Origin of the sequence: Altererythrobacter sp. GH1-8 (genome assembly GCF_043702085.1) — a bacterium.
Lineage (GTDB): Bacteria > Pseudomonadota > Alphaproteobacteria > Sphingomonadales > Sphingomonadaceae > Erythrobacter.
In genome coordinates this window covers 2,008,629-2,030,291 of record NZ_CP171690.1, presented here as the reverse complement: position 1 = coordinate 2,030,291, position 21,663 = coordinate 2,008,629, and the positions used below count along the sequence as shown (strand labels likewise).

Here is a 21,663-nt window from a genome sequence, read left to right as displayed (position 1 = left end):
GACATGGCCAAACCGCTCATGCTCCGCTTTGCCAAGTGGCACATCTGGCTCGGCTGGCTGGTCGGCTTCCCGATCCTGATGTGGATGGCAACCGGCCTGTTCATGGTCGCCAAGCCGATCGAGGAAGTGCGCGGCAATCACCTCCGGATCGAGCAGCAGGCTGAGCCGCTCATCATCGCAGACTCGCAGCTCGCGACACCGGAGCGCCCGCTCAAATCCATGCATGTGGTCATGCAGGAGGGACGCGCGGTGGCTATCCTGACTACGATGGATGGCCGTGTGGAACGCGTAGTCCTTGAGACCGGGGAAAGCTTGCCTGCGGTGGATGCGGCAACCGCTCGCAACATCGTAGCCGAGCGGATTGTCGGCGGAGATCGAGTTGCCTCGGTGACCCGCTATGCCGCTGACGAAGTGCCGTTTGACTTCCGCCGTCCTGTGCCGGTCTGGCAGGTCGCGCTGGAAGACGGAACGAATGTTTATGTCGGCGAGCAGACGGGCGAGATTGAAGCGGTACGAACACGCTGGTGGCGCATGTTCGACTTCATGTGGGGGCTGCACATCTTGGACCTCGAAACGCGCGAGGATACCAGCCATCCGATCCTGATTGTGTTTGCGGCGCTGGGACTCATGGGGGCGCTGCTCGGTTGCATTCTGATGTTCCGTCGCCGCAAGGCCATGCCGCGCGGCTGATGTGAACACCGAAGTCCTCACCCCCTTGCTTGATGCGCTCGATATTCTGGGCGTCGCGGTGTTCGCCCTGTCAGGAGCGCTTGTGGCCGCCAAGGAACGCCAGACCTTTGTTACAATGGCATTTTTCGCTCTGTTGACGGGCGTTGGCGGCGGCACGATCCGCGACCTCCTGATTGGCGCACCGGTATTCTGGGTCAGCGATCCCTGGGTCTCGGCCGCGTGCCTGCTGGTCGCGATGCTGGTATGGTTCACGCCGACCCGCTGGTGGGACGGCAAGCTGCTCGACTACGCAGACGGGCTTGGGCTCACGGCCTATGCGGTGCTCGGCAGCGCCAAGGCGCTGTCCTATGGCCTGCCGCCGGTCCCTGCAATGATGATGGGGGTGATCACTGGCACGGTTGGCGGCGTGATCCGTGATGTCATTGCCGGACGCCCCTCGATCATCATGCGGCCGGAACTGTACGTAACCGCCGCCGCGCTTTCCGCGAGCCTGTGCGTCGCAGGATCGTGGTTCGAACTGCCGCGCGCGCCGGTGTGGACTGTCGCAACGCTGGCAGGACTTGCCCTGCGCAGCGCAGCGATCCATTGGGGCCTTGGGCTGCCCTCCTACAAGGAAAAGGACAGCGCAAAGGTTCCGCAATCAACGCAGGACGAGATCAGCCCGTAAAGTCAGGCGCTTCTGCGGTGCGATAGCGATCATCGCCTGTTGAAGCGGCATTGTCGTCCGCGCCCAGCTCTTCACCGGGTAAAGGCCCGCCCGGATAGGCAGGAATCTGGTCCGCTTCGATAGTGCGCGCGGCGGGCTTGCCGGTATCTGTGGTCCGGCGCGCTTGCGCATAGCGATCTGCACTCCATTGGCCTACCGCTGCGCGCTCATCGCTGATGTCACTGTCTGCAAATGCGTCCGAGAAATCTTCGCTGGAGGCGCGTGCGCCATAATCGATGTCGGAAATCCGGCCATCCGGACCAATCCGGCAAGTAAAGCCTTCGCCATTGTAGAGCGCGCCGGATACACGCCAGCCTTCGCCAGTGCGGTCCACGCCATCGACGCTGTCGACACGGACATCGCGCTCAATTTCGTTCACGCACATGCGAACGGCGTTGTCGATCCCGCGTCCGCCATCATAACGGGAATCGCCTCTTTGCGGGCGGTAGTCATAGTCCCTGTCACGGTAATCGCGTTCCCGATAACGCACGTCACGCTCCCGGTATTCCCGGTCACGCTTATTGCTTTCTGCAGCGCTGGCGATCGCGGCAATGCCGCCCAGGATCAGGACGCCAGCAAACACGTCGCCCGCGTCAATTCCGCGATGGCGGTGGCGATGATAACCACGATAGCGATACCAGTCGCGGTGCCGTTGCACCGTTTCAGGGGTAGTGTCGAATGTTCCGGGAAGTTTGTAAGTCGGTGATTGACCGACTCCGCGAGGCGCACCTCGCACTTCGGCAGCACTCGCCGCGACAGGCGTGATTGCCATTGCCAGCGCGGCCGCCATACCGACTGCTGCGCCTGTACCAGTAAAGCGGGCCATTCTGGTCCCTCCTGTTTGTCCAGCCATGCACAAGGTTAGCCCCTTTTGCGCACAGCATTACGAATCGGAAGACGGCCACCACTCGCCTGTTTGATCGACATAGGATTAGGCGGCCCAGGCTGACTAGTGCCTGAACCGCCCATGGTGGTCCGAACTATCGGAATATACCATTCGAGAGGCATTTACCTCAGGCCGCGAATGCCACGATAGTCGATATCGGTCACACGGCCCCGCTCGATGTAGCAGGTAAACCTGCCAGCATCCCGGTCGTAGCCGCGGTCATAACTGCCGTGACGGTCATAGCGATCATAGCGGTTGTAGCGCGTGTTGTAGCGTCCCCATCCGCGGTTGCCGTCAACTACAATCCGGCCCTTGACGCGCCAGCCATAACGGGTGTCGTCAACATCGCGGATCTCTGTCACGTCAGCGAAGCGGTAGCCGGAGCGGCGCGCATCGCGTTCAGCTGCCTGGACACATCTTTCGACTGCTGCGCGCGGGCTGCCGTTGCGGTAGCTATAGCGCCGGTCCCGATCACGATCCCGATAGCGATAATCATCGTAGTGATACCGGTCGCGGTTGTTCTTGCTTGCTGCACTTGCAATCGCAGCGATGCCACCGATGATTACAGCGCCCGCGATGATATCGCCTGCGTCGATTCCGTCGCGATCACGCGCTTGTGCGGGTGTAGCTCCGGCAAGCGCCATGGCGCCCACTGCGGCTGTTGCGATCCCACCTTTCGCAAATATCTTGCCTGTCTTGCTCATAGAGGGTCTCCTCATGTGAGCCGTGGCGGGAGTGCCTCGGCTTCGAGATACCTTCTATGGGGCGCGCCCTGAGACGAGACTGAACTTGTCTTGCAGGAAATGTTCAGAAAACTAGTTACTTTCCTGAACTTTCTCTTTTTCCATCATTAATCCAGTGTGATAGGCAAGAAAGCTCAATACGTCCGAGGCCTCTGAAAGCTGCATCTCAGTCGATTTTCCGCGCCCATGCCCTGCCCCGCCTTCGATCCGAATCAGCCTTGGCTGAACGCCGATGTCGGCTGCCTGAAGCGCTGCAGCGTGCTTGAAGCTATGCGCGGGAACCACGCGATCATCGGTGTCTGCAGTGCTCAGCAGCATGGCCGGATAGTCCGCACCTTCAGCGATGTTATGGTAAGGCGAATAGGAACGCAGCACTCGGAAGTCCGCTTCCTCTGCCGGTGACCCGTAATCATCTACCCAGAACCGGCCTGCGGTCCAGCGGTCAAACCGCAGCATGTCCATCACGCCCACCGCTGCATGGGCTGCGTCGAACAGGTCCGGACGCTGGTTGACGACCGTAGCGACAAGCAGTCCGCCATTGGAGCGCCCTTCGATCGCGAGGCCATCTGTCGTCGCATAACCTTCTGCCTTCAGAAACTCGCCTGCAGCAATGAAATCGTCAAACGTGTTCTGTTTGTTGGCACCGCGTCCGGCATCGTGCCAGGCCTTGCCGAGCTCCCCGCCCCCGCGAATATTGGCGAGAGCGAAGACGCCGCCGGCTTCCAGCCATGCCATGCGCTTGGCGGAGAAACCTGGCGTGAGTGACACATCAAACCCGCCGTAGCCATAAAGCAGCGTTGGGGCCGCCTTGCCGCTCCGCGCAAGTTCGCGGGAACGAACGATGTAGATCGGCACGCGCGTTCCATCCGTGGAGGTGAAAAAGCGCTGCTCCGTAACGTAATCATCCGGCGCAAAGGTCAGCTCTGGCTCTGCGAATGGCTCGGTCTCGCCGGTTGTGAGGTCGATCCGGTAGACTGTGTCTGGCCGGTTGAAGCTGGCAAAGGAATAGAAGGTCTCAGAGTCGCCTGGAGCGCCGCCAAACCCGCTCGCCGTTCCGACCGATGCGAGCGATATCCCGGTCAAGGGTCTGCCTTCCAGATCAAACAGATCTGCCTTGGTGGCTGCATCGACGATCCGCTCGACAACCAGATGGTTGCCGACAATCGACGCGCCTGAAATGGTTTGCTCGCCCGGGGGCACTACCGACCGCCAGGCGCCGCTTGAACGCCCGGGATTGAACGCAAGGATCTGACCCCGGCTGGCGCGATAATCCGTATGGAAATAGAGCCAGCCTTCAACAGAAGCCAGAAAGCTCCATTTGTTCTCGAGCGAGCGGATCAAGGGAGCGCTCCTCCACTTGCGAAAGCCGCTGCGTGATGCGCGCCGCAAATCGATCAGGCGCACGGACTGCCTCGCATCCGTCCCGGCCTGGCTGCTGATGAGCGCCCACCTCCCGTCGCTGGTCGTGCGTGCCTCGTGGCGCAAATCGGGCGCACGACGATTGCGGTACACCAGCACATCGCCCGTCTGGTCTGTGCCGATACGGTGAAAATAAACCGCATGGTCGAAATTGGGCGCGAGATAGCCCGCTTGATCGTCTGGCGGGGGGAAGCGCGAATAGAGCAAGCCTGCATTCTCGACCCAGGCAATGCGCGAGAATTTAACCCAGTCGAGCCGCGTATCGAGCAACGCCCCTGTTGCAACATCGACCACGCGAATAGTCCGCCAGTCGCTGCCATCGCGTTGCTCGGTAAAGGCAAGCAGCGAGCCGTCGGGCGATGCTTCCCATGCGCCCAATGCTACCGCGCCGTCTTCACTCCAAGCATTGGGATCGAGCAGCACACGCGCCTCCCCGTCCAGCCCATCGCGCACGAACAGTTGCGGCTGGTTCTGCAAGCCGGAAATGCGCGTGTAGAAATAACGCGAGCCAGCCTTGCGCGGGATTCCGAAGCGCTCGTAATCGAGCAGCCCTCTGAGCCGATTGCGGAACCAGTCGCGCTGCGTGATTTGCGAAAGGTAATCCTGGGTCAGCGCATTTTGCGCTTCGGCCCACTCGGCGACTTCGGGCGACCGGCGGATATCCGCTTCGAGCCAGCGATAGGGATCGCTAACTGGCTCACCGAAGATGGTCTCTGTCAGCGGTTCGCTGCGCGTTTCAGGGTATTGAGGCGCGACTAGCTGCTCAGCGAGCGCAGAGGCAGCGCTGAGCGCGAGACAAGCGGCAAGAAGGGCTGTGAGGCGCTTCATGCCCGATAATGTGGGACTATTCCTCCAGCGCGGCAAGTATGTCGCGCGTGAAGCTCACAAAGTCGAAGCGTATACCTGCCGGGTCTTCACCGCGGCGCACGATCACGATGTCACGGCTCGGCACGACGACGAGGATCTGCCCGCGATTGCCCAGCGCTGCAAATGTATCAGGCGGAATGCCTTCGGATGTGTTGATCAGCCACCAACCCGCGCCATAGCCCAGCGGTCCATCGGGCTGCGGACCGGATGGAGTCGTAATGTAATCCACCCAGCCTTCTGGCAGCACGCGCTCGCCATTGGGGAGAACGCCATCGTTGAGCATCAACTGGCCAAGCTTTGCGAGATCGCGCGAAGTCGACCAGACTTGCGAGGACAGGATGTAGTCGCCTTGCCAATCGGTCTCCGCCACCGTGTCATGCATACCGACCTTGGCGAAGAATTCGGCGGGCGGGTGATCCTTGAAAGTGTCCCGGATCGCCTGTGTGGCCGCGAGCGTGTCATTATTGGCATAACGATAGACCGTACCCGGCGCATGGATCAGCGGCCAATGCGTCATGCTCTCCTGCACGGTCGCACCGCCATAATAGAGCGGATCGGTGCGATTGCCCGGCGTATCGGTGTACCGGCCTGAGGCCATGCGCAGGGCGTGGTCGATGGTGATGGCGCGGCGCGGATCATTCTCGTCCGCCCCCAGCCCCGCCGAGGCATTGACGTCCGCCTCACCGCGATAAACGGCAGCCCCTACAAGCGTCGCGGCAATGCTTTTCGCGACCGACCAGGTGCGCTGTGGTGTCTTGGCGAAGAAGCCATCCGCGTATTGCTCGCCCGCATGTTTGCCCTTGTGCAGAACGGTAACGACAGTCGTCCGGCCCTCGCCATATTTCTGGGTAAACGCTGCCCCAACATCGACGCGCTTCTCAGCGATATTGAGCATCATGGGATCGATCTCCCGGCTTGGTGGGACATCTGCGGCAGGGGGTGGCGCTCCACGTTTGTCTCCGGGGTCAAAGCCGATTGGCTGTATTTTGCATCCATCCATGGGCTTGTGCAGCGCCGTTCTGACTGCTGCATTCTCGTAGACGATTGAAACCGACTCGAGGCTGCCAGTGACAGCGGAGCGCTCAATCTCGTATGGCAACTCCCCAACTATCTGATCCAGCGGGGATTGAATGCCGGTCAGCTCCCATTGCATCACACTCTCAGGGGTGCGCGTCGTGCCATTGCGCTCCGCATTCGCTATTGCGCTGCACAGGAACAGCGCCTTGTAGCCCGCTGCCAGCGCGCGGTCGTAGCGCTGATCGAGTTGCTCCTGCGCGTTTTGCGCAAAAGCTGGCGATGACAGGATGAGAGCCGCTGCAGCAGCGGCAAGGATGAGTTTCTGCATAGGCGAGAGATTAGCCCTGACTGCACAAAAGAAAAGGGCCGGAGATTGCTCTCCAGACCCTATTCTTTTTTCTTGCGGCTAACGCTTACGCGTCTTCGTCCGCGTATTCGTCGGCCATGACCGGACCGGAGTCCTGACCCTTGGCGTCCGTGTCGCGGTCAACCAGTTCGATGATTGCGAGCGGTGCGCTGTCGCTGGCGCGGATGCCGGCCTTGATGATGCGGGTATAACCGCCATCACGGTCCGAATAGCGCTCTGCCAGAACGTCGAACAGTTTCTTGAGCTGCGTTTCGTCGAGCAGACGAGCTTGTGCCAAACGACGGTTCGACAGGCCGCCACGCTTTGCAAGCGTGATCAGCTTCTCGACGTAAGGACGCAGTTCCTTCGCCTTGGCTTGCGTAGTGCTGATCTGCTCATGCTTGATCAGAGCCGCTGCCATATTGCGGAACAGGGCCGTGCGGTGGCCCGACTTGCGGCTAAGCTTACGCTGTGAAATTCCGTGACGCATTGTAATTCTCTTTCTGGCTGACCCCTCCGGGCGGAAAACCGGTTCCCACTTTCCCTGAGGGGATCAGCGCTTCGTTCGTAATGGGCCCGTGCAAGGTAGCCCGTTCCTGGTGGCAAGTTGTGGCCGCCACCCTCGCCAATTTTAGCCCAGCAGCTCCTGTTCAAGCTTCTTGGCCATTTCCTCGATGTTCTCCGGCGGCCAGCCTGGAATGTCCATGCCGAGGCGCAGACCCATGCTGGAGAGCACTTCCTTGATCTCGTTCAAGGACTTGCGACCGAAGTTCGGCGTACGCAGCATCTCGGCTTCGGTCTTCTGAACCAGATCGCCGATATAGATGATGTTGTCATTCTTGAGGCAATTTGCCGAACGCACGGACAATTCAAGCTCGTCGACCTTCTTGAGCAGGTACCGGTTGAGCTGGTTTGCATCATCTTCCTGCGGCGTTGCAGCATGGCCGATCATGGCCGACTGCGGCTGCGGAATACCATCTTCGAAGTGGACGAACAGCGTCAGCTGGTCCTGCAGGATACGCGCAGCGTAAGCGACCGCATCTTCCGGCGTGACAGTGCCATCGGTTTCGACCGTGAGGCTGAGCTTGTCATAGTCAAGCTCCTGACCAACACGCGCGTTCTCAACCTTGTAGCTCACCTGGCGAACCGGCGAATACAGGCTATCGACCGGGATCAGGCCAATCGGCGCATCAATCGGACGGTTGGCAACGGCCGGTGCATAGCCCTTGCCGGTGTCAGCAGTCAGCTCCATGTTGAGCGTCGCGCCTTCGTCCAGATGGCAGATCACCAAATCCTTGTTCATGACTTCGATATCGCCGGAAACTGCGATATCGCCAGCCTTGACTTCGCCAGGACCGGTTGCGGAAAGCTGCAGGCGCTTGGGCCCTTCGCCTTCCATCTTCAGCGCGATCTGCTTCACGTTGAGGACGATATCAGTAACGTCCTCGCGCATGCCGGCGAGAGAGGAGAATTCGTGCAGCACGTTCTCGATCTTGATCGAGGTGATGGCAGCGCCCTGCAGCGAGCTGAGCAAGACGCGGCGCAGCGCATTGCCCAAAGTGAGACCGAAACCACGCTCAAGCGGTTCAGCCACGAAGGTCGCCTTGCGGCCCTTGTCGCTGCTTTCCTTGATTTCAAGCGTGTTGGGTTTCTTCAGTTCCTGCCAGTTTTTGTTGTTGACGGACATCGATATCCCCTAGGGTTCTAGAACGAGTTGGGACCGGCGGCGCTGTTGTCGCGCATCCGGTCCGAGAAAATTGCGGTGATCTCTTGCGAAGGTCACCAGGCAGGTTCGGATCAGACGCTTTAATCAGACCCTGCGCCGCTTGGACGGCCGGACCCCGTTGTGCGGGATCGGTGTCACGTCGCGGATCGAAGTGATGGTAAAGCCCACTGCCTGCAACGCGCGAAGCGCGCTCTCGCGGCCTGAGCCCGGGCCCTTCACTTCCACTTCCAGCGTCCGCACGCCGTGTTCGGCGGCTTTCTTGCCGGCATCGTCAGCAGCGACCTGAGCGGCATAGGGCGTCGACTTGCGGCTGCCCTTGAAGCCCATCATCCCCGCACTCGACCAGCTGATCGCATTGCCCTGCGCATCAGTGATCGTGATCATGGTGTTGTTGAAGCTGGCGTTGACATGAGCAACACCACTAGTGATGTTTTTCTTGTCACGACGCCTGATTTTGGCCGGTTCACGTGCCATGGTTCGTATTCCTTTTCGTCTCTAATCAAGAAGGCAAAAGCGTATTCGGGGTTATCCGAAAGGCTTACTTCTTCTTGCCGGCGATCGGCTTGGCCTTGCCCTTGCGGGTGCGGGCATTGGTGTGCGTGCGCTGACCGCGCACCGGAAGCTGGTTGCGATGACGCAGGCCGCGATAGGACCTGAGGTCCATCAGGCGCTTGATGTTCATCGCAGTGTTCCGGCGAAGGTCACCTTCCACCGTATAATCAGCGTCGATCGTTTCGCGGATGCGCAGCACTTCCTCGTCGGAAAGGTCCTGCACCCGGCGGGTATGATCGATGCCCAGCTTGTCGGCGATTTCAACGGCGGTCGTGCGACCAATCCCGTGAATATAGGTAAGCGCGATGATAACACGCTTGTTTGTGGGGATGTTTACCCCGGCAATACGAGCCACTTACTTCTCCATGCTCCACAGGGATTTGACCAATGGCCCGAATGGCCGGGGCCGCACCCTATCTCAACGCTACGTTGCTCGGCTGATTTCAATTTCCGCGCGCTCGAGGCGAAGATGCTAGAACGGCAAAAAAGCCCGGATGGCGCACATAAATGGCTGGCACCTGCCGGACTCGTTTGAAACCTGTCGAATGTTGGGCGCGTTAGGGCGATTCGCGAGGCACGTCAACCTCCGATACACCATGCATCAGCAGTGCTGACCCATTCGGGTCAAACTCGATATAATGCATCTATCCTAACGCAAGCCAGATGATTGTCAAAAATGCCCCGGTTTTCGATGTGAAGAACAGAAAGCTCTTTAATGAGCTCAATCAGTTACACGACTCCGAATGCGAGCATTGCATCCGCCACTTTTTTGAAACCACCGACATTGGCACCTTTGACATAGTCGATCTTGCATTCGCCCTCCTCGCAAGCAGGCCCTGTCCCTTCGCCGTGTTCGACGCAGGTCCTGTGAATGTCCTTCATGATCGAGCAAAGCTCCTCCTGAAGACGGTCTTCGGACCAAGTACGCCGACCTGCGTTCTGGCTCATCTCAAGCCCCGAGACTGCGACACCGCCCGCATTGGCGGCCTTGCCCGGACCTAACAGTACGCCGTTCGAGCGCAGGGCATGCGAGGCATCGGCAGTCGTCGGCATGTTTGCGCCCTCACAGACTGCGAGCACTTCGTTGTCGATCAAACTCTTGGCGGCATCAATATCGAGCTCGTTCTGCGTCGCGCATGGGAGAGCGATATCGCAGCCGACACTCCACGGCTTCTTACCTTCATGCCATTCGCTTCCGGAGAACTGCTCCGGATAATCCGACAGCGACCCACCAGAAGATTTTTGCTGGCGTATCCATGCAACCTTCTTGGCATCGATGCCGTCTGGATCATGGATGAAACCTTTGGAATCGGACAGCGTCAGGACCTTACCGCCTAGCTCCGCAAATTTCTCTGCCGCATGGGTTGCTACATTACCCGCACCTGAAATGACTGCGGACATGCCGTCAAGCTCGCGATCTTCCTCGCGAAGCATTTCGCGCAGGAAGTAGACCACGCCATAGCCAGTCGATTCCGTCCGTACTGGTGAGCCACCATATTCCAGCCCCTTGCCCGTCAGGACGCCGTGCCACTCATTGCGGATACGTTTGTATTGCCCGAACAGGAAACCAATCTCGCGGGCGCCCACACCGATATCGCCCGCCGGCACGTCTACATCGGGTCCGATATGGCGATAGAGTTCAGTCATGAAGCTCTGGCAAAACCGCATAATCTCAGCGTCTGACTTGCCCTTGGGATTAAAGTTGGAGCCGCCCTTGCCCCCACCCATCGGCAACCCTGTGAGCGCATTCTTGAAGGTCTGCTCAAACGCGAGGAACTTGAGCACGCTTTCATTCACGCTTTCGTGAAACCGCAACCCGCCCTTATACGGGCCAATCGCATTGTTGTTCTGGACACGCCATCCGCGCTCTACACGCACACGGCCTTCATCGTCCTGCCAGCACACGCGGAATGACACGATGCGATCGGGCTCTGCGATCCGGCGCATGATTTCAGCATCTTGGTATTCTGGCTTGTTCGCAACAAAATCGAACACATTCTCAGCGACTTCCTCAACCGCCTGAATGAATTCGTCCTGATGCGGATTGCGCTTGCGCAAACCTTCCATGAAGGCATGCACATCAGAAGTACTGGAATCGGACACGTGGGCATTCTCCTGCGTCATGCGCAAGGCTGCCTTTGGTACAAATGCCGCCCAAGCGCAGTGATCATGCCCCTCCAACGCATGGGCATTCGCATTTGTGCCGGAATTTAATGCTTTACGCGCCTGGCGGCGGGCTAGCCATCAGCCAGGTCTTCGAACGCGTCAGCCACACTGGGCTTTGCAGGCGCTGCCGCTTCATCGGCACCTCCCGATGGTGCAGCTTCATCGGTAAGCTCATCAACCACCTCCTCTTCGCTGCCCTCTGCAGGGCTCTCGGCTTCTGCGCCACCAAGTGCTGGCTCCGGCTCAACCGGACCGAGCAAGGCTGCTAGGCCATTCAACTGCTGGCTCATCACGCCATCAACCGCTTTGGCAATCACGCCTGTTTCGTAGCGCATCCGCCCGCCGACCGCATATTCCCACACGATCCGCGTGCCACCCGTTTCCGTTGCTGAAAGCGCGACGGTGAAAACCCCGCTTACCGGTTCGCTCTGCAGCGGCCCCAGTGCACCGCTCATGCGCAACGCCTTTTCAGGAAAGGCGTGAATGACGCGCATGTGCTCGACACTGCCCTCCAGCGTGATCCGGGTCGGATTGGGATCTTCAGGGATCTTCTCACAGAAACATCCGCCAGCTTGCGGAGTCATGCGCATATTGGCAGCATCCCCCGACCAAGTGTGTGCGGAACTCCAGTATTTCGCAGGAGAAATCAGCGCGAGCCACGCGGCTTTCGTATCCGCGTTGACCACCGCGACATCGCGGGTCACAAAGCCATTTTCGTCCTGCTCGATTACTTCTGCAGAAACTGGCGCTGCACCAAGCGCCAATAGCGCGGCAGACATCGACAACAACGCGTATTTCATATGGGTGCAGCCCCTCTTCCCTTTGACGGAAGCAACCCTATGCGCTGACCGCTGAAAGGCAAGCCTCAGCCAAGTATTGCGTCGATGGAAGCCGTCACCTCGTCAATCGAGGCCATGCCATCAACCCGGGTGACAATCCCGCGCGCTTCATAGCCGGGAAGGATCGGCGCAGTCTTGGCACGGTATTCCTGCATCCGGGTCCGCACAGTCTCTTCGTTGTCGTCAGGGCGGCGCTTGAACTCGGTCGAACCGCAATTGTCGCACACGCCCTCTTGCACAGGCGGGTTTGCGGTGTCGTGATAGAGTGTGCCACAATTTGCGCAGGAGAAGCGCCCTGTGATCCGCTCTACCAGCGCATCCTCGTCAACTGCGAGCTCAATCACATGGTCGAGCGAGCGATCATGCTTGGCGAGCAACTCGTCCAGTATCTGCGCCTGAACTTCGGTACGCGGATAGCCGTCAAAGATCGCGCCAGTGTCTGGCCCCATCGCGGCAAGCTCGGCGTCGATCAATTCTGATACAATCTCGTCCGAGACAAGCTCGCCTGCATCCATCACCGACTTGGCCTTCAATCCAACCGGCGTACCAGCCTTGACCGCCGCTCGCAGCATATCGCCGGTCGAGAGCTGCTTCATGCCGCGGTGTTCCACCAGCCTTGAGCTCTGCGTACCCTTGCCCGCACCCGGAGGGCCAAGAAGAATGATGTTCATTGCTAACTTATTCCCCCGAGAAACACCTGATTATCGCTGCCGTCCCTTGAGCTTCGCCTTCTTGATCAGGTCACCATATTGGTGTGCCAGCAAGTGTGACTGAATCTGGCTGATCGTATCAACTGTGACGTTGACGACAATCAACAGACTCGTGCCGCCCAGGAACAGCGGAATACCCGTTTGAGCGATCATGTATTCCGGCACAACACAGACAATAGTCAAATAAAGCGCGCCAACCACCGTGATGCGGGTCAGAACGTAATCGAGATATTCCTGGGTGCGCTTGCCGGGGCGAATGCCGGGAATGAACCCGCCGCCCTTCTTGAGGTCTTCTGCCTTTTCCTCCGGATTGAATACAACCGCGGTGTAGAAGAAGGTGAAGAAGATGATTCCGATTGCGTAGAGCCCCATGTAAAGCGGCTGTCCATGCTGGAGATACTGGTTCAGCGTCTGCACGATAGTGCCCGACGTGCTGGTGGTGTCGATCGAATTGCCGGCAAACTGGCTGATCGTCAGCGGGAGCAGCAGCAGCGAGCTGGCGAAGATCGGCGGGATCACGCCCGCGGTGTTGAGCTTGAGCGGCAAGTGGCTGCGGTCAGCCTGCATCATGCCTCGCTGGGTCGCGCGCTTGGGGTATTGCACTAGCAAGCGGCGCTGCGCGCGCTCGAAGAACGAAATCCCGATGATCAGCACCACGACCATGACGATGAAGCCGATGATAATGCTTGGGGCGATCGATCCGGTGCGTCCGCCTTCGAACAGGTTCGATACGAAAGTCGGGAACTGTGCGACGATGCCCGCCATGATGATGAGCGATACGCCATTGCCGATCCCGCGACTGGTGATCTGCTCGCCCAGCCAGAGCAGGAACATAGTGCCGCCAACAAGGCTGATGACCGCGCCTACGCGGAACATATAGCCCGGATCGACCACAGCGGCGAGCCCGCTAGAGCTCGCAAAGCTTTCAAGGCCGGCTGCAAGGAACCAGCCCTGGATCGAGCACAGAAAAACCGTGCCATAGCGGGTATACTGGTTCAGCTTCTGACGACCGCTGGCGCCTTCTTTCTTGAGTGCAGACAGGGTCGGGTGAAGCGCGGCTGCCATCTGCACCACGATCGAGGCGGTGATATACGGCATCACGCCCAGCGCAATCAGGCTCATACGTTCCAGGCTGCCACCGGTGAACATGTTGAACATGTCGATGATGCCGCCTTGCGTCTGCTCTGCCAGCTGAGCGAGCGCGAGGGGATTGATCCCCGGCAGCGGCACGAAGCTCAGGAAGCGGAACACGATCAGCGCACCGATCGTGAACCAGATACGTTGGCGAAGCTCGGTAGCTTTCGAGAAGTTCGCGAGATTGAGATTGCTCGCAATGCTGTCAGCGCGTGATGCCATGACGTCTTGTCGATCCTGTTTTCGTCTCTCGCTTGCGCCCGATTGAAGCACCTGCGGGAGACCGATCATCTAACCTGTTTGACCCAAATGCCCTAGGCGAAAGACAGGCCCAACGCACTCCCGAAGGGGTAGATAGGGAGCAGGCGCCCCTTTGTCGAACCCCTGCCCCATCCTTTTCGCCATTTTCATGGCTTTTTCAGGTTAGCCGGCTTACTCGGCAGTCGCTTCGGCCTTTGCGGGCGCGGTTACATCCACGCTGCCGCCAGCCTTTTCAACGGCTTCGATAGCGCCCTTGGAAGCGCCCGCGACGACGATCTTGACCTTGGCACTGATTTCACCCTTTCCGAGCAGACGGACACCGTCCTTGCCGCCGCGGACCAGGCCTGCTTCACGCAGAGCCTCTTCAGTGATGTCCTTCTTCGCGTCCAGCTTCTTCGCGTCGATGAACTTCTGCACCATGCCGATGTTCACTTCGGCGAAATCCTTGCCGAACGGGTTGTTGAACCCGCGCTTCGGAAGACGCATGTGGAGCGGCATCTGGCCGCCTTCAAAGCCCTTGATGGCAACGCCGGAACGGCTCTTCTGGCCCTTCTGGCCGCGGCCGCTGGTCTTGCCCTTGCCCGAGCCAATGCCGCGTCCGACGCGGATGCGGCCCTTGCGGGCACCGGGGTTGTCACGGATGTCGTTCAGTTTCATGATAATGCACTCGCTTTCGCTTTGTTTCGCACGTTTCAAAGGTGGCCAAAGGGCCGGAAAATCTCGTTTTGCTGCGTAAAACGCGCGCATTCAGTAAACGCGTGCGCCATGCACAACAGATACACCAGTGATGTCGAGGAAGGGTGTTTGGGAGCACTCGCTTTCGCTTTTCATCGCGCTGATGTGAGCGGCCCTCTAGCGAAGCCGCGCTTGTCTGTCGACCCCTTAGTGGCGTTACCGATGCAGATCTCGCAGAGCTGCGGTCATTTCACCATTCATTTACCACGCTGGCGTAAGGAACCAGGGGATCGAAGCTGCGCCTGTACGCAGCGCGCGCTGGAGGTCATATTACACAATGGCAAGCCATGCCAACACCGTTGCTGCCCTGCGCGAGCAGCCCCTATCGCTCGGCGCATGGAAGGCTTCGCTCGAACGGCCGCTGACGCAATTCCTGATGTTGATGTTGGCCGCATGGTTGCTGCGTGCAGCCACCTTCGGTCACCCCAATTTCTTCCTCGACGAGGCCTTCTATTTTGCTGCCGGGATCGAGATGAGCCATGGCGCCGTGCCCTTCGTCGATATCTGGGACCGCAAACCATGGGGCCATTTCGCGCTGTTCGCCGGTTTCGCTGCGATCTCGCACGACCCTGCAGTCTATCAGATTGCCGCGACCATCTTTGCCGCGGCAACTGCCTTCTTCATCGCCCGTCTTGCCCTGTCGGTGAGTTCGTCGTGGGCCGCAGTCGCAAGCGGCCTGGCCTATCTCCTGCTACTGCCCATATTCAGCGGAGCTGGCGGACAAAGCCCTGTATTCTATAACGCATTTGTTGCGGCAGCTGCATTGCTGGTCTGGAAAGGCCGTGAAGGCGGCGGGTGGCAAACCCCGTTTGCAATGCTGCTCGCCGGGGCCGCGATCGCCATCAAGACGAGCGTAGTGTTCGAAGCGATCGCGCTCGGCCTCGTCGCCGTCTGGTTCTGCTGGCAACGCCACGGTCCATCGACCCGTGTGCTGGAGCGCGCGATCTTCTGGGCAATCATCGGTGCGGCGCCGTCACTGATAATCGCGCTGGGCTACTGGATGAGCGGATACTGGATGGAGTTTTGGCAGGCCATGGCATTGTCCAACCTCGACAAGGCGTACGGCCTCGCATCTTCGTGGGAGCGAGCCGTGACCATGGCGACACGGATTGCGCCTATAGCTCTGCTTGCTGCGGTGAGCTGGGCGCATTGGCGCGGGCGGCGCGAAGCAGTCCTGTTACTGGCCTGGCTCCTCGCGGCAGTGGCCGGCCTGATCGCCATCCCCAATTTCTATGCGCATTATGCCCTTCCACTGCTGATGCCGCTCTGCGTGCTGGCTGCGCCATTCTTCGCCAGAATGCCGATCGGCCCGATTGCGATTGGAACGCTCACGGTCATGTCGCTGTGGATGGCACCTGCCAACAGCCAAGATCAAACCCGAAAGGCGCAGAGCGCCCTCGCCGAGCTCGCCTATGCCGCCGAGATGCACGGCGCTGAGCGCGGATTGCTCAACTACGATGGACCGATGATGCTCCACGCCGCAACCGGCACGCGCCCGCTTACGCCGCTGATGTTTGGCCCCCATCTGAGCCACGCGCCTGAGGCCAATGTCAGCCATCTGAACACCACGGCCGAGATTGCGCGCGTGCTCTCCTTGAAACCCGGCGTCATCGTCATGGCGCCCGAAGAGCGGCATCTGCCTTCCAATCGCGAGACCCGCGCGATGGTGCTGGCCTACATCGCGGCCAACTGCCGTGAAGTTGCCATGGTTTCCATGCCAATGCGATATCGGGCAGACGACATTGCGGTCTACGGAGATTGCGCCGCGCGCTAGGGCTATCCCGCCAGATCAACAAAAAGGGCCCCGGTGTCACCACCGAAGCCCCTTGCTTGCCAAAGGCGCTTACCGCAGGCCGCAGCCTGCAGAATCTTGTCGCTGTCGCGCTTAGTCGACCACCGTCACGAGATGGGGTATCTTGGCGATCGCGCCGCGAACCTCAGGCGTATCCTGACGCTCGACAACCTTGTGCATCTTGTTGAGGCCCAGGCCAATCAGGATCTTGCGCTGGCTCTCAGGACGGCGGATCGGCGAACCGATCTGCTTGATCTTGATGGTTTTCTTGTCAGCCATCTAACTTACTCCGCCATCGCTGCGGCATCGGCTTCCGCCTCTGCCTCGCTTGCGCCGCCGCGACCCAAGAGGTCAGCAATCTTCTTGCCGCGACGCTGAGCCACCGACTTCGGCGAAGTCTGGTTGGCAAGCGCGTCGAACGTGGCGCGGATCATGTTGTAGGGGTTGGACGTGCCGACCGACTTGGTCACGACGTCAGCAACGCCCAGGCTTTCGAACACGGCGCGCATCGGACCACCGGCGATGATGCCGGTACCCGGAGGAGCCGTACGGACGGTCACCTTGCCGGCACCGAAACGGCCCTTGCCATCATGGTGCAGCGTGCGGCCTTCCTTCAAAGGAACGCGAATCATCTTCTTGCGCGCAGCAGCAGTCGCCTTGGAAATGGCTTCCGGCACTTCACGCGCCTTGCCGTGACCGAAGCCGACGCGGCCCGAACCATCGCCAACCACAACCAGTGCTGCGAAACCGAAGCGCTTGCCGCCCTTCACTGTCTTCGAAACACGGTTGATGTGGACGAGCTTCTCGATGATGCCGTCATCTTCTTCCTCGCGGCGGTTGTTGCGCTCACGGCCACGCCCGCGACCACGACCTTCGCCGTCGCGACCACCACGGCCACGACCGCGGCCACGGCCCTGCTGAGCTTCGTCAGCCGGGGTTTCGGTCGGTTGAGCGGTAGGCTCGGCAGAAGCAGACTGATTGTCCGAAGCTTCTGAAGGGGTTTCAGCAACCACAGGCGTTTCCGCCTCTTTAGCTGCTTCCGTCGCTTCAGCTGTTTCCGTTACTTCCGGAGTTGCGGCTTCAGTCGCAGCCTCAGGTACTTCTGTTTCCGGGGTTTTCTTGTCGTCAGCCATCATCAGAACTCCAGCCCGCCTTCACGAGCGGCATCAGCCAGCGCCTTGACGCGGCCATGGAACAGGAACCCGCCGCGATCGAACACGACAGTGGTAACGCCAGCCTTCTTGGCGGCAGCGGCTATATCCTTGCCAACCTTTGCAGCAGCTTCGACATTTGCGCCCGAATCCTTCGCACCAAGCGTTGAGGCAGCAGCCACTGTCTTGCCCTGACCATCATCGATGATCTGTGCGTAGATGTGGCGCCCCGTACGATGCACGGACAGGCGCGGCTTGCCTCCGGCACGGCTCTTGAGAGCGGTGCGTACGCGGCGGCGGCGACGTTCAAAGAGGGAAAGTTTCGCCATCTTACTTCTTCTTCCCTTCCTTGCGGAAGATATATTCGCCCTGGTACTTGATGCCCTTGCCCTTGTACGGCTCGGGCTTGCGCCAGCGGCGGATTTCAGCAGCAAGCTGGCCGACGGCCTGCTTGTCGATGCCCGAAATGATCACGGTGGTCTGGTCCGGGGTCTGCACGTCGAGGCCTTCCGGCACATCTACATCGACATCGTGGCTGTAGCCGAGCTGAAGCTTGAGCTTCCTGCCCTGCGCCTGAGCACGATAGCCGACGCCCGAAATCGTCAACGTCTTGGAAAAGCCATCCGTAACGCCTTCAACCAGGTTCGAAACCAGTGTGCGCTGCATACCCCAATAGGACCGCGCCTGCTTCGTGTCGTTGGCTGGGTTGACCTTGATCTCGCCCTCTTCAACCTTATAGTCGATGAGGTCAGACAGGCCCAGCGAAAGAGTACCCTTGGGCCCCTTCACGGTAAGCGTACCGTTTTCGATATTGGCGGTAACCCCACTCGGGATTGCCACCGGCCTTTTGCCAATGCGGCTCATCAGAATACCTCCGCCAGCACTTCGCCGCCGACGTTCTGAATGCGCGCTTCCGCATCGGAAAGCACACCCTTCGGCGTCGAGACGATGGTGATGCCAAGGCCATTGCGCACGGTCGGAAGTTCTTTCGAACCCGAATAGACGCGGCGGCCAGGCTTGGAGACGCGAGCGACATACTTGATTGCCGGTTCGCCTTCGAAATACTTCAGTTCAATCCGCAATTGCGGGTGCTTGCCCGATGCGTCGTCGGAATAGCCACGGATGTAGCCTTCGCGCTGAAGCACTTCGAGGACATTTGCACGCAGCTTGGACGCGGGCGAAAGGACGGAATCCTTCTTCGCCTGCTGGCCGTTGCGGATGCGGGTGAGCATGTCACCCAAGGGATCGGTCATAGCCATAAATCAGATCCTCACCAGCTCGACTTGGTCAGACCGGGGATCATCCCCCGGTTGCCGAGTTCGCGCAGTTCGATACGGTTGATGCCGAACTTGCGGTAATAGCCGCGCGGGCGGCCGGTGGTGGCGCAACGGTTGCGGACCCGGGTCGGGTTCGCATTGCGCGGGAGTTCAGCCATCTTGAGGCGGGCCATCAGGCGCTCGGTCTCGTCGGCATTCTTGTCGTTCGCGATCGCTTTCAGCTTCTCGTACTTCGCAGCATACTGCTGCACGAGCTTCTTGCGACGCTCATTCTTGTTGATGGAACTCAGTTTCGCCATGGACTTAAGCTCTCTTCCTTACGTGTTCATTCGAGGGAGCGGCTTACGCCGCTTCCTTTTCTTCAGCTGAAGCTTCAGCCGGGAACGGGAAGCCGAACAGCTTGAGCAGTTCGCGCGCTTCCTCATCGGTTTTCGCGGTGGTGGTCACGATGATGTCCATGCCACGCACCTTCTCGATCTGGTCATAGCTGATCTCAGGGAACACGATCTGCTCCTTGAGACCCATCGCATAGTTGCCACGGCCATCGAATGACTTGGGGTTGAGCCCACGAAAGTCACGAATGCGCGGCATCGCGACGGTCACCAGGCGGTCGAGGAATTCGAACATACGGTCCCGGCGCAAGGTTACCTTGCAACCGATCGGCATACCTTCGCGTAGCTTGAACTGAGCGATCGACTTCTTCGCCTTGGTGATGACCGGCTTTTGCCCGGCGATCAGAGCCATTTCCTCCGCAGCGGTCTGGACCTTCTTCTTGTCCTGGCTCGCTTCGCCCACGCCCATGTTGAGCGTGATCTTTTCAAGCTTGGGAACTTCAAGGCGGTTCTTGTAACCGAACTTGTCGGTCATCGCCTTGACGATTTCAGCCTCGTACTTCTGCTTCAGGCGGGGGGTATAGTCAGCCATCGATAGTCTCCCCGGACTTCACAGCAACGCGGACCTTCTTGCCGTCACGCTCTTCAAAGCGGACGCGGGTCGGCTTGCCATCTTTCGGATCAGCAACAGCTACCTTGGAGATGTTCATCGGCGCTTCAACGCGATCGATGCCACCCTGTGGGTTCTGCTGGCTCGGCTTGCGGTGACGAACAGAAACGTTCACGCCTTCGACAATGACCTTGCCTTCCTTCGGCAGGACCTGACGGACAGTGCCGGTTTGGCCCTTGTCCTTGCCGGACAGCACAACAACGCTGTCACCCTTTTTGATCTTAGCAGATGCCATCTTAGAGCACCTCCGGAGCGAGCGAGATAATCTTCATGAAACCGCGGCCGCGCAGTTCGCGCACAACCGGGCCAAAGATACGCGTACCGATCGGCTCTTCGTTCTTGTTCACGAGGACCGCAGCATTGCTGTCAAAGCGGATCACGCTGCCATCGGGACGACGGACGTCCTTCTTGGTGCGCACGATCACCGCGCGGTGAACGTCGCCCTTCTTGACCTTGGCCCGTGGCTGGGCTTCCTTCACGGAAACCACGATCACGTCCCCGACACTCGCGAAACGGCGCTTCGACCCGCCCAGCACCTTGATGCACTGGACGCGCTTCGCGCCGCTGTTGTCCGCGACGTCGAGATTGGATTGCATCTGGATCATTGATCCGGTTCCTTCTCTTGGCTTGCCGGGACACTCAAATCGACTGAGGCCCGGCAGTTCCTAATTACGTCAGTTACCTGCGGCTTCGACTTCCAGGTCAGCTTCCACTGCCTGCGTACCGCCTGCCATTACCCGGTCCTTCACAGTCCAGGTCTTGGTTTTCGAAATCGGCTTCGTCTCCTCGATGCGGACGACATCGCCAATCGTGTATTCATTCGCTTCATCGTGAGCGTGGTACTTCTTCGAACGACGGATGATCTTCCCGTAGAGCGGGTGCTTCACCTTGCGTTCGACCAGTACGGTCACGGTTTTGTCGGTCTTGTCGGAGGTGACAGTTCCGATCAGGATACGTTTCGGCATTGTCTGCTCCTTACGCCTTCGCAGCCGCGGCTGCGCGTTCGTTCTGCAGCGTCTTGATCTTGGCGATCGATCGACGCACTTCTTTGACCCGCGCAGGACGCTCAAGCTGATTGGTCGCAGACTGGAAGCGCAGATTGAACTGCTCACGCTTCAGTTCGACGAGTTCAGCTGCAAGCTGATCGTCGCTCTTGGCGCGCAGGTCTTCAATGACGGTCTTGTCGGCCATCAGTTACCTCCCAGGTGCGAGGTGTCACCCAGACGGGCAACAACCTTGGTCTTGATCGGCAGCTTCATCGCTGCACGTTCGAATGCAAGAGCCGCAAGAGGGCCCGGAACCCCATCGAGTTCGAACAGGATGCGGCCCGGCTTCACACGAGCAGCCCAGTATTCGACCGAACCCTTGCCCTTACCCTGACGGACTTCGGCAGGCTTCTTCGACACGGGAACATCGGGGAACACGCGGATCCACAGGCGCCCCTGACGCTTCATCGCGCGGGTGATCGCACGGCGAGCCGCTTCGATCTGACGCGCAGTCAGACGCTCTGGTTCAAGCGCCTTGAGACCATAAGCGCCGAAGTTCAGCGTGGTGCCGCCCTTGGCGTCGCCTTTGATCCTGCCCTTGAAGGCCTTGCGGAACTTGGTTTTCTTCGGTTGCAGCATTTTCTCTTACCTATCCTGC

General features: G+C 59.5%; 28 protein-coding genes. 3 read left to right on the top strand and 25 right to left on the bottom strand.

Features of this window, described 5'->3' with window-relative positions; translation table 11 throughout:
- Positions 1–3: 3 nt before the first annotated feature.
- Positions 4–690 (top strand): PepSY domain-containing protein, encoded by a 687-nt coding sequence (locus ACG9DO_RS09945; protein WP_394727453.1) that lies wholly within the window; start codon positions 4–6, stop codon positions 688–690.
- 1 nt (position 691) lies between these two features.
- On the top strand, positions 692–1,357 hold the full coding sequence (locus ACG9DO_RS09940; protein WP_394727451.1) for a trimeric intracellular cation channel family protein: 666 nt from the start codon (positions 692–694) through the stop codon (positions 1,355–1,357).
- Here ACG9DO_RS09940 and ACG9DO_RS09935 read toward each other — a convergent pair.
- The 13 genes from ACG9DO_RS09935 to rplO all read right to left on the bottom strand — a co-directional run bounded on the left by ACG9DO_RS09935 (position 1,347) and on the right by rplO (position 14,719).
- Positions 1,347–2,222 (bottom strand): hypothetical protein, encoded by an 876-nt coding sequence (locus ACG9DO_RS09935; protein WP_394727449.1) that lies wholly within the window; start codon positions 2,220–2,222, stop codon positions 1,347–1,349. The two genes, ACG9DO_RS09940 and ACG9DO_RS09935, sit on opposite strands and share 11 nt — an antisense overlap.
- A 182-nt stretch (positions 2,223–2,404) precedes the next feature.
- Positions 2,405–2,986, bottom strand: a complete 582-nt coding sequence (locus tag ACG9DO_RS09930; protein ID WP_394727448.1) for a hypothetical protein — start codon at positions 2,984–2,986, stop codon at positions 2,405–2,407.
- A 111-nt stretch (positions 2,987–3,097) separates the two neighbouring features.
- The gene (locus tag ACG9DO_RS09925) at positions 3,098–5,272 is read right to left on the bottom strand and encodes a prolyl oligopeptidase family protein (protein WP_394727446.1); all 2,175 of its coding nucleotides are present in this window, start codon (positions 5,270–5,272) and stop codon (positions 3,098–3,100) included.
- A gap of 16 nt (positions 5,273–5,288) precedes the next feature.
- Positions 5,289–6,656 carry a serine hydrolase domain-containing protein gene (locus tag ACG9DO_RS09920; RefSeq protein ID WP_394727445.1) on the bottom strand — a complete coding sequence of 456 codons (1,368 nt, stop codon included), beginning with the start codon at positions 6,654–6,656 and terminating at the stop codon, positions 5,289–5,291.
- Positions 6,657–6,741: 85 nt separating this feature from the next.
- Positions 6,742–7,164, bottom strand: coding sequence for a 50S ribosomal protein L17 (rplQ, locus tag ACG9DO_RS09915; RefSeq protein WP_394727443.1), 423 nt, complete (start codon positions 7,162–7,164; stop codon positions 6,742–6,744).
- 141 nt (positions 7,165–7,305) lie between these two features.
- On the bottom strand, positions 7,306–8,361 hold the full coding sequence (locus ACG9DO_RS09910) for a DNA-directed RNA polymerase subunit alpha (RefSeq protein ID WP_394727441.1): 1,056 nt from the start codon (positions 8,359–8,361) through the stop codon (positions 7,306–7,308).
- Positions 8,362–8,484: 123 nt separating this feature from the next.
- A complete protein-coding gene (gene rpsK / locus ACG9DO_RS09905) occupies positions 8,485–8,874 on the bottom strand; it encodes a 30S ribosomal protein S11 (RefSeq protein ID WP_394727439.1) in 390 nt (129 codons plus the stop codon).
- A 64-nt stretch (positions 8,875–8,938) separates the two neighbouring features.
- Positions 8,939–9,307 (bottom strand): 30S ribosomal protein S13, encoded by a 369-nt coding sequence (gene rpsM / locus ACG9DO_RS09900; protein WP_394727437.1) that lies wholly within the window; start codon positions 9,305–9,307, stop codon positions 8,939–8,941.
- Between the two features lie 374 nt (positions 9,308–9,681).
- On the bottom strand, positions 9,682–11,076 hold the full coding sequence (gdhA, locus tag ACG9DO_RS09895; protein ID WP_394727435.1) for an NADP-specific glutamate dehydrogenase: 1,395 nt from the start codon (positions 11,074–11,076) through the stop codon (positions 9,682–9,684).
- 113 nt (positions 11,077–11,189) lie between these two features.
- The gene (locus tag ACG9DO_RS09890; RefSeq protein WP_394727433.1) at positions 11,190–11,918 is read right to left on the bottom strand and encodes an SRPBCC family protein; all 729 of its coding nucleotides are present in this window, start codon (positions 11,916–11,918) and stop codon (positions 11,190–11,192) included.
- A 65-nt stretch (positions 11,919–11,983) separates the two neighbouring features.
- Positions 11,984–12,628: an adenylate kinase gene (locus ACG9DO_RS09885; RefSeq protein WP_394727431.1), complete on the bottom strand. Its 645-nt coding sequence runs from the start codon at positions 12,626–12,628 to the stop codon at positions 11,984–11,986.
- 30 nt (positions 12,629–12,658) lie between these two features.
- Complete coding sequence (gene secY, locus ACG9DO_RS09880) at positions 12,659–14,023, bottom strand: preprotein translocase subunit SecY (protein WP_394727429.1); 1,365 nt, start codon at positions 14,021–14,023, stop codon at positions 12,659–12,661.
- A gap of 210 nt (positions 14,024–14,233) precedes the next feature.
- Positions 14,234–14,719: a 50S ribosomal protein L15 gene (gene rplO / locus ACG9DO_RS09875; RefSeq protein WP_394727427.1), complete on the bottom strand. Its 486-nt coding sequence runs from the start codon at positions 14,717–14,719 to the stop codon at positions 14,234–14,236.
- Between the two features lie 355 nt (positions 14,720–15,074).
- Between rplO and ACG9DO_RS09870 the strand changes: the two genes are divergently transcribed.
- Positions 15,075–16,571 (top strand): hypothetical protein, encoded by a 1,497-nt coding sequence (locus ACG9DO_RS09870; protein WP_394727425.1) that lies wholly within the window; start codon positions 15,075–15,077, stop codon positions 16,569–16,571.
- 111 nt (positions 16,572–16,682) lie between these two features.
- Here ACG9DO_RS09870 and rpmD read toward each other — a convergent pair whose 3' ends face one another.
- From rpmD to rplP, 12 genes are all read right to left on the bottom strand, one after another.
- On the bottom strand, positions 16,683–16,868 hold the full coding sequence (gene rpmD / locus ACG9DO_RS09865; protein ID WP_394727423.1) for a 50S ribosomal protein L30: 186 nt from the start codon (positions 16,866–16,868) through the stop codon (positions 16,683–16,685).
- Positions 16,869–16,873: 5 nt separating this feature from the next.
- Positions 16,874–17,725: a 30S ribosomal protein S5 gene (gene rpsE, locus ACG9DO_RS09860; protein WP_394727421.1), complete on the bottom strand. Its 852-nt coding sequence runs from the start codon at positions 17,723–17,725 to the stop codon at positions 16,874–16,876.
- Positions 17,725–18,069 carry a 50S ribosomal protein L18 gene (gene rplR, locus ACG9DO_RS09855; RefSeq protein WP_394727419.1) on the bottom strand — a complete coding sequence of 115 codons (345 nt, stop codon included), beginning with the start codon at positions 18,067–18,069 and terminating at the stop codon, positions 17,725–17,727. The genes rpsE and rplR overlap by 1 nt, the downstream gene beginning before the upstream one ends.
- Position 18,070: 1 nt before the next feature.
- Positions 18,071–18,604: a 50S ribosomal protein L6 gene (rplF, locus tag ACG9DO_RS09850; protein ID WP_394727417.1), complete on the bottom strand. Its 534-nt coding sequence runs from the start codon at positions 18,602–18,604 to the stop codon at positions 18,071–18,073.
- Positions 18,604–18,999 carry a 30S ribosomal protein S8 gene (gene rpsH, locus ACG9DO_RS09845; RefSeq protein WP_394727415.1) on the bottom strand — a complete coding sequence of 132 codons (396 nt, stop codon included), beginning with the start codon at positions 18,997–18,999 and terminating at the stop codon, positions 18,604–18,606. Before rpsH ends, rplF begins: the two co-directional genes overlap by 1 nt.
- 11 nt (positions 19,000–19,010) lie before the next feature.
- Positions 19,011–19,316, bottom strand: coding sequence for a 30S ribosomal protein S14 (gene rpsN, locus ACG9DO_RS09840; protein WP_394727413.1), 306 nt, complete (start codon positions 19,314–19,316; stop codon positions 19,011–19,013).
- 43 nt (positions 19,317–19,359) lie between these two features.
- The gene (gene rplE / locus ACG9DO_RS09835) at positions 19,360–19,941 is read right to left on the bottom strand and encodes a 50S ribosomal protein L5 (RefSeq protein WP_394727411.1); all 582 of its coding nucleotides are present in this window, start codon (positions 19,939–19,941) and stop codon (positions 19,360–19,362) included.
- A complete protein-coding gene (rplX, locus tag ACG9DO_RS09830) occupies positions 19,934–20,254 on the bottom strand; it encodes a 50S ribosomal protein L24 (protein WP_394727409.1) in 321 nt (106 codons plus the stop codon). Before rplX ends, rplE begins: the two co-directional genes overlap by 8 nt.
- Position 20,255: 1 nt before the next feature.
- On the bottom strand, positions 20,256–20,624 hold the full coding sequence (rplN, locus tag ACG9DO_RS09825) for a 50S ribosomal protein L14 (protein WP_010234690.1): 369 nt from the start codon (positions 20,622–20,624) through the stop codon (positions 20,256–20,258).
- 69 nt (positions 20,625–20,693) lie between these two features.
- Positions 20,694–20,984 (bottom strand): 30S ribosomal protein S17, encoded by a 291-nt coding sequence (gene rpsQ / locus ACG9DO_RS09820; RefSeq protein WP_394727407.1) that lies wholly within the window; start codon positions 20,982–20,984, stop codon positions 20,694–20,696.
- Positions 20,985–20,994: 10 nt separating this feature from the next.
- On the bottom strand, positions 20,995–21,210 hold the full coding sequence (gene rpmC, locus ACG9DO_RS09815) for a 50S ribosomal protein L29 (protein ID WP_394727405.1): 216 nt from the start codon (positions 21,208–21,210) through the stop codon (positions 20,995–20,997).
- Complete coding sequence (gene rplP / locus ACG9DO_RS09810) at positions 21,210–21,644, bottom strand: 50S ribosomal protein L16 (RefSeq protein ID WP_394727403.1); 435 nt, start codon at positions 21,642–21,644, stop codon at positions 21,210–21,212. Before rplP ends, rpmC begins: the two co-directional genes overlap by 1 nt.
- Positions 21,645–21,663 lie beyond the last annotated feature (19 nt).

Excerpts from the sequence above, each read along its gene's own strand:
- ACG9DO_RS09945 (WP_394727453.1), top strand. The coding sequence starts at position 4 with ATGGCCAAACCGCTCATGCTCCGCTTTGCCAAGTGGCACATCTGGCTC.
- ACG9DO_RS09935 (WP_394727449.1), bottom strand. The coding sequence starts at position 2,222 with ATGGCCCGCTTTACTGGTACAGGCGCAGCAGTCGGTATGGCGGCCGCG.
- ACG9DO_RS09930 (WP_394727448.1), bottom strand. The coding sequence starts at position 2,986 with ATGAGCAAGACAGGCAAGATATTTGCGAAAGGTGGGATCGCAACAGCC.
- ACG9DO_RS09925 (WP_394727446.1), bottom strand. The coding sequence starts at position 5,272 with ATGAAGCGCCTCACAGCCCTTCTTGCCGCTTGTCTCGCGCTCAGCGCT.
- ACG9DO_RS09920 (WP_394727445.1), bottom strand. The coding sequence starts at position 6,656 with ATGCAGAAACTCATCCTTGCCGCTGCTGCAGCGGCTCTCATCCTGTCA.
- rplQ (WP_394727443.1), bottom strand. The coding sequence starts at position 7,164 with ATGCGTCACGGAATTTCACAGCGTAAGCTTAGCCGCAAGTCGGGCCAC.
- ACG9DO_RS09910 (WP_394727441.1), bottom strand. The coding sequence starts at position 8,361 with ATGTCCGTCAACAACAAAAACTGGCAGGAACTGAAGAAACCCAACACG.
- rpsK (WP_394727439.1), bottom strand. The coding sequence starts at position 8,874 with ATGGCACGTGAACCGGCCAAAATCAGGCGTCGTGACAAGAAAAACATC.
- gdhA (WP_394727435.1), bottom strand. The coding sequence starts at position 11,076 with ATGACGCAGGAGAATGCCCACGTGTCCGATTCCAGTACTTCTGATGTG.
- ACG9DO_RS09890 (WP_394727433.1), bottom strand. The coding sequence starts at position 11,918 with ATGAAATACGCGTTGTTGTCGATGTCTGCCGCGCTATTGGCGCTTGGT.
- ACG9DO_RS09885 (WP_394727431.1), bottom strand. The coding sequence starts at position 12,628 with ATGAACATCATTCTTCTTGGCCCTCCGGGTGCGGGCAAGGGTACGCAG.
- secY (WP_394727429.1), bottom strand. The coding sequence starts at position 14,023 with ATGGCATCACGCGCTGACAGCATTGCGAGCAATCTCAATCTCGCGAAC.
- rplO (WP_394727427.1), bottom strand. The coding sequence starts at position 14,719 with ATGAAACTGAACGACATCCGTGACAACCCCGGTGCCCGCAAGGGCCGC.
- ACG9DO_RS09870 (WP_394727425.1), top strand. The coding sequence starts at position 15,075 with ATGGCAAGCCATGCCAACACCGTTGCTGCCCTGCGCGAGCAGCCCCTA.
- rpmD (WP_394727423.1), bottom strand. The coding sequence starts at position 16,868 with ATGGCTGACAAGAAAACCATCAAGATCAAGCAGATCGGTTCGCCGATC.
- rpsE (WP_394727421.1), bottom strand. The coding sequence starts at position 17,725 with ATGATGGCTGACGACAAGAAAACCCCGGAAACAGAAGTACCTGAGGCT.
- rplR (WP_394727419.1), bottom strand. The coding sequence starts at position 18,069 with ATGGCGAAACTTTCCCTCTTTGAACGTCGCCGCCGCCGCGTACGCACC.
- rplF (WP_394727417.1), bottom strand. The coding sequence starts at position 18,604 with ATGAGCCGCATTGGCAAAAGGCCGGTGGCAATCCCGAGTGGGGTTACC.
- rpsH (WP_394727415.1), bottom strand. The coding sequence starts at position 18,999 with ATGGCTATGACCGATCCCTTGGGTGACATGCTCACCCGCATCCGCAAC.
- rpsN (WP_394727413.1), bottom strand. The coding sequence starts at position 19,316 with ATGGCGAAACTGAGTTCCATCAACAAGAATGAGCGTCGCAAGAAGCTC.
- rplE (WP_394727411.1), bottom strand. The coding sequence starts at position 19,941 with ATGGCTGACTATACCCCCCGCCTGAAGCAGAAGTACGAGGCTGAAATC.
- rplX (WP_394727409.1), bottom strand. The coding sequence starts at position 20,254 with ATGGCATCTGCTAAGATCAAAAAGGGTGACAGCGTTGTTGTGCTGTCC.
- rplN (WP_010234690.1), bottom strand. The coding sequence starts at position 20,624 with ATGATCCAGATGCAATCCAATCTCGACGTCGCGGACAACAGCGGCGCG.
- rpsQ (WP_394727407.1), bottom strand. The coding sequence starts at position 20,984 with ATGCCGAAACGTATCCTGATCGGAACTGTCACCTCCGACAAGACCGAC.
- rpmC (WP_394727405.1), bottom strand. The coding sequence starts at position 21,210 with ATGGCCGACAAGACCGTCATTGAAGACCTGCGCGCCAAGAGCGACGAT.
- rplP (WP_394727403.1), bottom strand. The coding sequence starts at position 21,644 with ATGCTGCAACCGAAGAAAACCAAGTTCCGCAAGGCCTTCAAGGGCAGG.